General features: G+C 49.9%; 15 protein-coding genes. 5 read left to right on the forward strand and 10 right to left on the reverse strand.

What is annotated here, in order from left to right; all coding sequences use genetic code 11:
* From WC980_10690 to WC980_10735, 10 genes are all read right to left on the reverse strand, one after another.
* Positions 1 to 562 (reverse strand): hypothetical protein (locus WC980_10690; GenBank protein ID MFA5795517.1); only part of this gene is annotated, 562 nt, incomplete at its 3' end.
* A gap of 13 nt (positions 563 to 575) precedes the next feature.
* Positions 576 to 1,040 (reverse strand): hypothetical protein, encoded by a 465-nt coding sequence (locus WC980_10695; protein MFA5795518.1) that lies wholly within the window; start codon positions 1,038 to 1,040, stop codon positions 576 to 578.
* Between the two features lie 3 nt (positions 1,041 to 1,043).
* Positions 1,044 to 1,745 carry a hypothetical protein gene (locus WC980_10700; GenBank protein MFA5795519.1) on the reverse strand — a complete coding sequence of 234 codons (702 nt, stop codon included), beginning with the start codon at positions 1,743 to 1,745 and terminating at the stop codon, positions 1,044 to 1,046.
* 338 nt (positions 1,746 to 2,083) lie between these two features.
* The gene (locus WC980_10705; GenBank protein MFA5795520.1) at positions 2,084 to 2,482 is read right to left on the reverse strand and encodes a hypothetical protein; all 399 of its coding nucleotides are present in this window, start codon (positions 2,480 to 2,482) and stop codon (positions 2,084 to 2,086) included.
* The gene (locus tag WC980_10710; protein ID MFA5795521.1) at positions 2,479 to 2,631 is read right to left on the reverse strand and encodes a hypothetical protein; all 153 of its coding nucleotides are present in this window, start codon (positions 2,629 to 2,631) and stop codon (positions 2,479 to 2,481) included. Before WC980_10710 ends, WC980_10705 begins: the two co-directional genes overlap by 4 nt.
* A gap of 105 nt (positions 2,632 to 2,736) precedes the next feature.
* Entirely contained in the window at positions 2,737 to 3,132 is a 396-nt protein-coding gene (locus tag WC980_10715) for a hypothetical protein (protein MFA5795522.1), read from the reverse strand.
* A 4-nt stretch (positions 3,133 to 3,136) separates the two neighbouring features.
* On the reverse strand, positions 3,137 to 3,382 hold the full coding sequence (locus tag WC980_10720) for a hypothetical protein (protein ID MFA5795523.1): 246 nt from the start codon (positions 3,380 to 3,382) through the stop codon (positions 3,137 to 3,139).
* Positions 3,379 to 5,133, reverse strand: a complete 1,755-nt coding sequence (locus tag WC980_10725; GenBank protein ID MFA5795524.1) for a hypothetical protein — start codon at positions 5,131 to 5,133, stop codon at positions 3,379 to 3,381. Before WC980_10725 ends, WC980_10720 begins: the two co-directional genes overlap by 4 nt.
* A 170-nt stretch (positions 5,134 to 5,303) precedes the next feature.
* The gene (locus WC980_10730; protein MFA5795525.1) at positions 5,304 to 6,677 is read right to left on the reverse strand and encodes a phage terminase large subunit; all 1,374 of its coding nucleotides are present in this window, start codon (positions 6,675 to 6,677) and stop codon (positions 5,304 to 5,306) included.
* Positions 6,646 to 7,101: a hypothetical protein gene (locus WC980_10735; GenBank protein MFA5795526.1), complete on the reverse strand. Its 456-nt coding sequence runs from the start codon at positions 7,099 to 7,101 to the stop codon at positions 6,646 to 6,648. The genes WC980_10730 and WC980_10735 overlap by 32 nt, the downstream gene beginning before the upstream one ends.
* 38 nt (positions 7,102 to 7,139) lie before the next feature.
* On the opposite strand from WC980_10735, the gene WC980_10740 reads away from it, so the two are divergent.
* From WC980_10740 to WC980_10760, 5 genes are all read left to right on the forward strand, one after another.
* Positions 7,140 to 7,487, forward strand: a complete 348-nt coding sequence (locus tag WC980_10740) for a hypothetical protein (protein MFA5795527.1) — start codon at positions 7,140 to 7,142, stop codon at positions 7,485 to 7,487.
* 8 nt (positions 7,488 to 7,495) lie between these two features.
* On the forward strand, positions 7,496 to 7,804 hold the full coding sequence (locus tag WC980_10745; GenBank protein MFA5795528.1) for a hypothetical protein: 309 nt from the start codon (positions 7,496 to 7,498) through the stop codon (positions 7,802 to 7,804).
* Positions 7,801 to 7,980: a hypothetical protein gene (locus WC980_10750; protein ID MFA5795529.1), complete on the forward strand. Its 180-nt coding sequence runs from the start codon at positions 7,801 to 7,803 to the stop codon at positions 7,978 to 7,980. Before WC980_10745 ends, WC980_10750 begins: the two co-directional genes overlap by 4 nt.
* A 1,139-nt stretch (positions 7,981 to 9,119) precedes the next feature.
* On the forward strand, positions 9,120 to 9,326 hold the full coding sequence (locus tag WC980_10755; protein ID MFA5795530.1) for a hypothetical protein: 207 nt from the start codon (positions 9,120 to 9,122) through the stop codon (positions 9,324 to 9,326).
* 212 nt (positions 9,327 to 9,538) lie between these two features.
* On the forward strand, positions 9,539 to 9,746 hold a 208-nt coding region (locus WC980_10760; protein ID MFA5795531.1), incomplete at its 3' end, for a hypothetical protein.

A 9,746-nucleotide genomic window follows, 5' to 3' on the forward strand; every position in this document is an offset into this window, starting at 1 on the left:
CCACGAATTTATCCATCTGTAAAAACACGGATTTGGAAGCCGGACGCATGATTATCGTGCGGTCTTCCTCGGGTGCGCTGGCCTCGTCAAGTTTCAGAATAGAGTTCAAAAGAACGGCATCCGAAACGGGAGTGCTGGCCGTGCCTACAGACTGAGCAAGAGTGCTGTAGAGGCCCAGGAGGTATTCCTCAAGGTTAAGCTTGAGGGCATATCCTATCCTCTTTCCGTACTCTTTGAGCATGTTGTAGCTGGCCTGCACTTTGGCAAGGTCCTCTACCTCAGCAGCCGCGTATACCCATTGGTCAACGGTCAGAGCGAGAGGGGTCTCGCTATGCGAAGCCAGGGTAATAGCGCCGTAGGAACCCACGGACGCGGCGGACAGATGCGCTATCTGCGGGATGCGCAGAATATCGCCTCCGTTCTTGAACTCAGCGTCGTAGCGGGCCACGCGATTCGGCATAACCAGTTTAGTTTCCCTGGCGTGGACGACTTCTTTCGCCCACAATTCGGGTATGAACTGGCCGCTGGCCGCTACGGACTGTTCAATGTTTGTGTTGGTCATTGGTCAATCCTCCTTATATTCCGCCATCCGCTTCGCGTATGCACACGCTTACGCCAAGCGTACCGGATGAGGAATTTATCGATAAGCCGTTAGCCACCGCTATCGGCGGATTGAAGCTTATCAGAACGCTTCCCGTGGTGCTGGCCTGCGCGAATTTGGCTATGGCGGTAGACGAAGAATTCGCGGTAGCCGAATCCCTGAATACCACATAGTCACCGGCGGTCGCGGCTGGCTCTATATTCAACCAGTACACCGCCCCGGCTTGCGCCAGAGGGGTGCTTTTACCCACTCCGTAGGTAGCCAGAGCGCCCCCCACCGTGTTCACCAAGGGGGCCACTATCTCGCAGGGCAGGGCATAAGAATCAGCCTGGCCCAACTGATTTACCGGAGTCTGCCAGCTATACCTCATTGCCGCGTTGCCGGGCAATGAAGCAAGCACAAGCAGCCCCAGTAAGACGCCCAACTTCCTTGTCTTCATGTTTTATCCTCCTATCATCTTTGCATGAATCGCTCTTATCTTTTCCTCGTATTTTTCGTCATTGGGATCGAGCGCCGCGAGTTCGGCTTTATAATCCTGGCCTTTGCCTTTTACGCCGGTGCCGGGTTTTCTGAGCCCTTCTTTGATCGTGCGCGTGTACCCTGAACCGTCTCCCATGGTCACGAATTTATAAGCGAGCTTAACGGCCACTTCCGCGTCAAGGCCTTGCAGCTTATTATCCGTGATGAACCTGGCCGCTTTTTCTTCAAGTTCAGGGGTGTAATCCTCCTGTTCCCTGAACCATTTATTAGCCGACGCTATTTTTGAGGACCGCTCTCTCTCCGTGTTCTCTTTCTGTAGCCCGCCGAATTTTTCATCGAGCATCCTGGCTACAAAATCCTCTATGGATTTATCGGGATTGCTGTAGTCAAGCTTAAACCCTTGCTTCTGTTCCGGGCTTAACGCGCCCTTCATCTGGTCAAGGATTTTCTGCATCCCCCCGTATTTCGTTTCCAGGTCGCGGTACTTGGTGTTCACTTCTTCAAAGCGGGCATAGGGAACAAACTGCTCTCTGCCTTTACCGCCCGCACCCTCACCCGCACCAGCGCCCGCTCCGGCGCCCGCACCCGCTCCGGGATCTCCTTCTCCTGAGCCGCCTCCGGCTCCCGCTCCGCCACCCGCACTACCGGCTTCTTCTTCTATCATGTTCGTATTCTCCTTGGTTTAACGCCACAAGTGGCGAATTTCAAAATTGCACCGTTAACCCAAACTCTACAGACTTCCCCCAATAGCACATTTTCCGCAAGGACCATCCCTTTTAGAGAACATTGGGGGAGGTCTGTAGAATCTGGGACACTATCCGATTGTTTGTCTGTAAGTCGCAACAGACAGGACTACTTTTATTGGTCCTATGCGTCGGGGAGGGCGTGCAATTCCCTTAATCCCCTCTGTTATTACAATCCCGGCCGTTTAGTAATTCTCGTGCAGCGGCCTTTCGCTTCTGCCTGCCTCGTTTTTAAATTGAACGGGCCTAGAAACAATATTTATGGCGCTCTTCCGAACTCCGCCACTCTTACGCTGCCGGTACCGCTGTCTCCTGCCATGGTAAAATACATGGTCACATATTTGCTGATGAGCAATGGGATGTACCCGCTGTTCTTGTCAGACTGGAATATTTTAATGCCGGTGGCCGCTGCCGTGGTTGAGGAAGCCGGCAAGGTGAAGTTTATGTATACCACATCAGCCGCGTACTGCCAGATATGCACTTCCTCCAGGTTCAGCAGGGTGGAGCTGGACACGAAAAGCACGGGCGTAGTGGACACGGAGACGGCGCTGGTGAAAGCCACTTCATTTGAAGCGTCTATCTCGGTATAGGCAAAAGCCTTTCCCGAAAATATCGCCGCGCTTAACAGCAAGCAAACGCTGAAAATTAACTTTTTCATATTCTTAATTTCTCCTTTGCCGCTTCTTCCTTCATGCTCTCATTGAACGCCTGGACTTTTACGGTGTAGATCTGGTCCACGCGCTTGTAAAAATACTCCGGCTGAAACAGCGTTCGCAGGAGGCATCTTTTTTCGCATATTGCGGACATTATCGAATTTATGCGAATTATGGCCTGTTGGCTGCGTAAGAGGGAGATATTATCAGCATGGGCCACTTCCCTCTGAATCATTGCCCGTATTTGATCGTCGCGCATTTATTTGTCCTTAGGCTTCCTGCCCCTCTTTTTACCGGCATACGGCGGTTTATCCTGAGTTGCCGGGATTCTCGGTAAAATGGTTTTTATATCCATAACTGCGTCAGTCAAAGACCTTATATGTCCAGCCAAGACAACGGACGCTTTAAGCGTGGCGGCGGCGAGAGCCAGATTCGAGGCTATTGACTGTGACGGTGTTTTGTCTAAAAAATACTCGTAGAACTCCATTGCCCTAGCGCCGTAAAACTCCGCATCGTTTACGGGATGAGCATCGTCCAGAGGGGGCGCGGGCATCTGGTCCTCAACAGCTGGAACCTTATTCCCGGCCATGGTGTGTATCTTCTCCTGCCCGGATAAACTGAATGTCCTGTTTCTGATATCGTCCACTCTTGACATAGCGCTAACCTCCTGAGTTCTTGCTTGCAATATATTTTTCAACGGTCTGAGTAGGCAGATCACGCAGGTGTTTAAGCATCCTGTATCGGCCCTGGATTATCCGTAAATCTTTATCCTCAACAGCCGCGGCCAGGTCACGAAGTATTATTTTCTCTTCCGCATTATAGAGGGCCACCATCGATGAATAACCCTCGCAATTTATCACCTTACTGAGTCCGTCTATAAAAGGCGAAACAAAATTATCGGTCATGGCAAGCCCGCCGTTACAGACCTTTCATTGTTTCGGGCGATACCCATTCCACCAACCGTAGGCGCCCCGCGCTCCATTATCCTTTGCGCTCCCGGAGATTTGGCGATCATGGACTGAGTAGCGGCCTTGATGGTTCCCGGCTGAGTCATTGCCCTTTGCACATCGATCTCGCGTTTAAAATCGTTGGGGTTCATATTGAACGAAAGCGCGAGTTTCTGTATGATGGGCTTCGCGTCCATGTTAAACCCATTGGTTTTAGCCAGCATGGCGAACCCTTGCAGGAATTCAAGCAGTTCTTTTTTCTGAAAAACACGGAAATCAAGGTCCGTGCTTATCTTCATCTTAAAATCAGGGTTTCTTGACAGGCTGTTATTGTTTACGGAAGCGAACAGTTGCTCACCTTCCGGACCTTCTGCTCGGATCACGCGGGACCTGTCAAGAAATTGAAGGTTGCGGCTATGCGCTTTGTAAAGGAAGCGTTTAAGAAAAGTGCCTATCTGTGAGCGCACAATAGCGCGCAGCCTGCGTGTGGCCTCATTCTGCACTATCTGAGACTCCGTAGCCGTCATGTTCTGAGATATGCCCTGTAGCGTAGAGGTGGCGCCTGACTGCCTGCGCATGGCCTCCCTGTCCGTTTCTTCAAGCTGTTTGGCGTATGGTATGCCTTCCAGGGGAGGTCTCAAAGCAGATAGCCCGCTCGGGTTATCCATTTCAAGAACCTTGTATGCTTCCCACACCAGCCGGCCGTTATCGCTCTTGAGCCCGCAGTCAGACGACATGGCCCACATGTTATATAGCGCGGCATAGAGGTTATCGTTGATAAAATTTCGCCGGTCGTTAATTTCTTTCTGCTGCCGGTAGTTTACCTCCACGACTCCCATTCCGTAGAGTTCATTGTCGCACTCTATCCATTTGCAGTCTATGAACGGGTACTCACCATCGTCATACGGATTGACTTCTGGTTCACGCAGGACAACGCCGTTATCGGCCACCATCACGCGCCATCTGAAATCTTCGTCCTCGTCTTCAAGATAGCCCGTGTATTCGTGGTATTTTAAAAATTTCTCTTTCGGCTCGTTGGTCAACCCGGCAACTGCCCTTCTGGCTTTCTCTGTCTCGTTGAATGGAGAGCCGTTGCTCGCGGCCTTGTCCACATTCTGCCATAACCCCAACTTCTCCATGCGCTTCGCTTTTCCGAACGGGATTATGTATGTGCGGCATGTCCACTCCATGCCTTCCAGCATGTCAGCGCCCTCTCCGCATGAGAACTCGCAGGGCCGGATGTATTGAAAATCGAAGGAATCGAACTTTGGAAATCTGGTGTATACGCCATTCTGCTTCTTCCAGCCATAGTCCAGCACCCAGGGGACCTCAATAGGAGCGTACCCGTCACGGGTGAGTCCGCGCAGGAACGGCATAATCTTTCGTTGCAGCTCTATAGTTTCAAATTGGTCGGACATTACCGACTTTGCCAGGAATGATTTAACAGCGTCGTCATATCCCTGCGGGTAAACATCGAAAAAAGATGCGTCGCTTGTGTCCGAGAATATCATCTCGAATACGGCGGTTGAAAGCGCCTCTATCTCGGTTGTGATCTCGGGAATAAATGTGTTCGATCTGCCTATGGAACGCGCATCAGGCTGGGCGCGGTACATCTTATACCAACTGTTGAAAGAGGCAAAATGATCCTTGTGTTCATCGGCGAAGTTCTTAACCTTTTCGATAACTTCTTGCCCGGATCGTTCTGACATTGGTTTCCTTTAAATCGAAACCACCAAAATAAAAAAGCCATCTCTCCTTTCGGAGAACCAGCCTTAATCTGGTGGAAGGCTCGCTTCAGGAGCGATACGCGGTGATCAAGCCGCTGCCTTATTTTTCACAAATATTATTGCCTATAGTTTGCAACTTGTCAAGTCCTATTCTAATTCCTCGGACAACCCGTAACAGAATCGTACATGATAATCGACCTGCCTGGCTTTTTTAAAATCATGCTTCTTACCGTGCTGTCCTCCGTCTTGCTTTTCTGTGCCGGCGCTGATTCAGACCGCCGGCCGGATAGTGCGTAGATAACATACCTACACCCATCGACAAAATGATCTTCACCTACAGCCGGGGTTTCTTTACCAGCTACTGGCCGACCCCATTTCCATGTTTTTATTTCTTCGATCAAGGGGTCGCAATGCCCGCGGAAGAATTTAACCTTCCCTTGCTTCATCATGGACTTCAAGTATGCGACCGATCCGCTCCAGTCCCTTGTAGCCGGAGACATAGGCAGTCCGGCTTTTATAAACTGCATTGCGATACTCAGCTTGGATGTTTCCTTGGTGTCGCCTTTCCTGTTCCAGGCCGTGCTGTCCATCTTAGTGAACTGATACGCCATACCTATGTCCCGTTCTAAAATTGATTTGGCGTGTTCTTCCGGAGTATTGCCGGCCTGGCCGTAGCAGTCAAAGACATAGAATATTCCATCGTCTCCAAGCGCAACGGATATTTTAGTGCAGGGCTTATCAACGCCCCAATCCATGCCACGCGCTTTTATCCATTGCGAAGGAATAATGAAAGGATCGACCTGTAGATCGTCGGTATACTCGGAAAGAATTATTCCGGATTTAACTTCATGGGAACCATAGAAAAATTTATCAAGCCAGTCTTTCGGATAATTGGTCAAAAGCGACTGGATATAATCATCAGGCAGATAGGGGTTATCGCTTGTTATGCTGTTTATGCCCTTATATTTTGGATGCGAGGTATCGAAGAAATTCTTCCATACCCAATTATGCCCGTCAGGGTTCACGGTCAGAAATCCGAACTGCTTGCTTACAGGGTGGCGCAAGCGGCCTACAAGGTCAAGGAAATCGCTTTCTTCAACCTCCTCAGCCTGGTCAATATAGAACCAGCCAAGATTTAAAGACCGCTGCTTCCGTATGTCGTCTATGGGTCTGAATAATATTTGAGAGCCGTTTTTCAAAAGCATGGTGTTAAACGCTTCGTTCCAATCTAGTATCCAGGATTGAGGCATTAACTCCAGGAAGGTCTTGCGCGTAGCATCTCTCAGCTCGGGGTATGTCTTACGACACACCACTCCGCTATTACCGGGGAATATTGCGGATAGGATGATACCCTTCATGCAGCCGGCAAAGGTCTTAGCGGAACCAAACCCGCCGGAGAGCGCGGAGAATCGATCCTCAAGAAATATGAATTCTTTCTGCTTGGGTAATAGCGTGATCTCAGAATTGGCCTTTATAGCGTGCGCGGCCTGATTCTCAACCAGCCTTTTCTTGCGGATTCGGCTCATTCAATCCTTCCGTGGACTTTAAGGGCTCTTCGGTATCTATAGGCAACTCAGGGCAGCCAGCGGGTTCAGAGTCAGTCTTGCCAGTTGGTTCCGTCCCCGGCGCCGCCGGGGCGGCGGTATTCCCACCCCTTAAAGGCTCAAATTTCTTGTGCTTGCAGTAATGGCACTTATTCGCCAGCCTGACCATATCTTCCAGCTTTATATTCGCCAGGGGCAAGATCTCAAGCTTGTCGTCATTGTTTTTAACCTCGTCAAATTTCCACCGCTCGGCTATATCAAGCGCCTTAGACCGCTCTGCCGGATTGTCGGAAGAAAGCGCTTTTTTTATGGATAGCGCAATCTCTTTATCCGTTACGCCCGCATCATCCAACAACTTCTCCCGGTATTCCCTGCCCTTCTTCTTTTTAACCTTTTTGGTCGGCATATATTCAGCATACACTAATTTTTTGGTATAATCAAGCCATGAAAATACTGCCAGATGTTCCCCGTGTCATGGACTTCCTGCCCAGGAAGGACACCGAACAGAATCTCAAATATCGGTTCTGCAAGGCCTGTGAACAATACGGATTGAAATTTTACCTTGAATACCCCTCCCGATGGAACGAGGCCCCAGGCTGTAGATTCGATGTGGTTATCCATGACGGGAAATACATCAAAGCCCTTGTGGAAATCAAGCGCAAATCAAAAAATGAGAAGCGCGGAGACCTATGGCTTAAAACCAGGCAGGCTCAAAAATACCTGTCATTCGGTGTCCCTGTTTTCCTCGTTTACGATGATAAAGACTTCGTGGAAATTTTGAACGCTATTTAGGAGGTTTTATGTATAAGGTTAAAATATCTGAGAGTTTTGAAACAATGTCTTGCTTTATATATTTCTACACCGAAGAAGGGGGAGTTGTTCATATACTTGAAGCAGACGGACACACTATGCGTAAACTTGACCCAAACAACGCCCAAATACATAATTTTAACAAATTTGTTATTCCTCAAAAATTCTTATCCCCACTCATGGACGCGCTGAGGGAAATGGGCGTTAAACCAAAGGACCAGAGTTTCACGGAAGGGGAACTCAAGGCGCAGACAAACCACCTGAAAGATTTACGGAGGCTGTTGAAATTACCAGAATGACCAAACCCACCCCCAAACTTACCCCCACAGACATAGAGGCCATCAAAGAACGCGCCCGCATTGCCGGCCAGGATAAGGCCCTGCGCGCTATGATCCTTGCCAGAGAAACCTCAGAATCTTTCACAAAGTCATGGTACGACATAAGACTTAATTTTCAGGATTTTTTAAAAAATTAAGACCCCTTCCAAAATACCCCACCCCCCTCCCACCATGTGCCGGGGGTGTCTAAAACGCTTCCTACCCCTATCAGCGAACCACTACGGCTTCATTAAAATATAACAGATACTGCATCTGAACATTACTTGGGGAGGGAGAGAGAGGTTGATATACGCCCTTCCAGGCAGCCGACCCGACTTTTCGGGTATACGGGGGGTGTATTGGAGGCCTCCGTTCCTTAACCACTCCAGCTTTTTTTGCCTCTTTTTCTGCGCCGCTGCCTACCCTCTCCGGCCCTGTTTTGCAAATTGTGCTTATATTTCCTACACTTTTTGCGTCCACTTACGATAATAAACATTATGTTAACATTTGCCTGTGGATAACTCACTTTTCCCCAATGAACCAGCCTGTGGATAACTCGTAAAAACAGGGGTAAATCAGGCTGGAAAAACACCAGCACCAGGCAGATCACCGCGGCGAGGCAAAACACGAGACCGGGAAACACCAAGGGAGCGCCTCGTACTCGGAGAGACATTGACCAATAAATCGCCTCTATTACAATTTAACTCAATTATTTTACAGCGTGGAAGGGCCGCGCATACGAGATCAGCGCGGAACTCATGGAGATATTACACCCTCTTTATTATTCTTACTCCCCCTATACCCCCTCGCGGGGGGGATTACTCCCTGGCTGTATTGCGCGTCGGACTGCTGTAACCCCTCAAATCCAGCCCAAACCCGATCTCTCCCTGGCCCACCAATCCGCAGCCATAGCAAATCCCATCATTTTTCCGGGCTCCATCATCCCCGTAAAATTCACCTATATAATTAAAATTAGTCATTATCCTCAACCGAAACAATCTCAGAATCAGAAAAGAAATAAATAAACAAAGAGGACGCATTGCGTTCGCAATGCGGACGCATGAGCAGCTAAATCCTCGTCGTGACCACGACGGAGGAAACTATGTATAAGATTTTATTATGTGGTATTAGAATTTTTAATACCGAAAACCCTTGACAAACGGCATTTTGTATGCCATACTATATATGTCGAGGAAAGAGGTCGCGGGTTTTTAATTTAAACGGCCCCGGCTCCCGCTAACCTCCCTCGACAAGAGAAGCAGCCGGGGCCGTCATTTTGGAGCGGAGGGCAAATAAAATGAAAAAATACAAATACGAAATCAGGCAGAGCCATTTCCACGGCGGGGATAATCCTCGCCTGATCGGGCGGACCAACGATATAATGCGGGCGCGGAGGCTCGCTAGTTGCGGGGATTGCAAATGCGGCGGCGGGAAAATCTACGAAAATGGCGCGCTGGTGCGAATATGGCATAATGGATTCAGCTGGGTATCGTACCCCGCATAAAATCAGGGAGGAAGATATAACTATGAAAAACTCAATACTCATAGTGCTGGCGGTGTTTTTGTCTGGCTGTTTCCCGGCGTTAAAAACTCCGGGCGATTTGGCCCGGTACTCAAACTGCGACCCGCTGACAATAGCCGGCTGGCAAGCGGGGACAATAGAGTACCGGGAGCAATCCGGCTACGCGCCGGCTGAAATCGTGATGGACCGGAAACATGGGGACTGCAAGGGCTACTCGGTTGTGGCCGTGGACCATCGAGGCTCCGGGGCAGGACGGTCCCGCCCATGTTGTGCCGGAGGGTCCCGGCGGAACTGTTGCGGCTGTCTACGGGGATAATCAACAGGAATCCGCAGCCAACGCCCGCCTAATCGCCGCTGCGCCGGAACTGCTGGCGGCGCTGAACAAAGCCGACGGGCTGCTGT

The sequence above is a fragment of the Candidatus Brocadiia bacterium genome (genome assembly GCA_041658285.1).
In the GTDB taxonomy this organism is placed as follows: domain Bacteria; phylum Planctomycetota; class MHYJ01; order JACQXL01; family JACQXL01; genus JBBAAP01.

Bases quoted from the DNA above. Each gene is read 5' to 3' on its own strand.
- WC980_10735 (MFA5795526.1), bottom strand. From the start codon at position 7,101: ATGCCGACCAAAAAGGTTAAAAAGAAGAAGGGCAGGGAATACCGGGAG.
- WC980_10725 (MFA5795524.1), bottom strand. From the start codon at position 5,133: ATGTCAGAACGATCCGGGCAAGAAGTTATCGAAAAGGTTAAGAACTTC.
- WC980_10755 (MFA5795530.1), top strand. From the start codon at position 9,120: ATGAAAAAATACAAATACGAAATCAGGCAGAGCCATTTCCACGGCGGG.
- WC980_10740 (MFA5795527.1), top strand. From the start codon at position 7,140: ATGAAAATACTGCCAGATGTTCCCCGTGTCATGGACTTCCTGCCCAGG.
- WC980_10705 (MFA5795520.1), bottom strand. From the start codon at position 2,482: ATGAAAAAGTTAATTTTCAGCGTTTGCTTGCTGTTAAGCGCGGCGATA.
- WC980_10745 (MFA5795528.1), top strand. From the start codon at position 7,496: ATGTATAAGGTTAAAATATCTGAGAGTTTTGAAACAATGTCTTGCTTT.
- WC980_10720 (MFA5795523.1), bottom strand. From the start codon at position 3,382: ATGACCGATAATTTTGTTTCGCCTTTTATAGACGGACTCAGTAAGGTG.
- WC980_10715 (MFA5795522.1), bottom strand. From the start codon at position 3,132: ATGTCAAGAGTGGACGATATCAGAAACAGGACATTCAGTTTATCCGGG.
- WC980_10730 (MFA5795525.1), bottom strand. From the start codon at position 6,677: ATGAGCCGAATCCGCAAGAAAAGGCTGGTTGAGAATCAGGCCGCGCAC.
- WC980_10700 (MFA5795519.1), bottom strand. From the start codon at position 1,745: ATGATAGAAGAAGAAGCCGGTAGTGCGGGTGGCGGAGCGGGAGCCGGA.
- WC980_10750 (MFA5795529.1), top strand. From the start codon at position 7,801: ATGACCAAACCCACCCCCAAACTTACCCCCACAGACATAGAGGCCATC.
- WC980_10695 (MFA5795518.1), bottom strand. From the start codon at position 1,040: ATGAAGACAAGGAAGTTGGGCGTCTTACTGGGGCTGCTTGTGCTTGCT.
- WC980_10710 (MFA5795521.1), bottom strand. From the start codon at position 2,631: ATGTCCGCAATATGCGAAAAAAGATGCCTCCTGCGAACGCTGTTTCAG.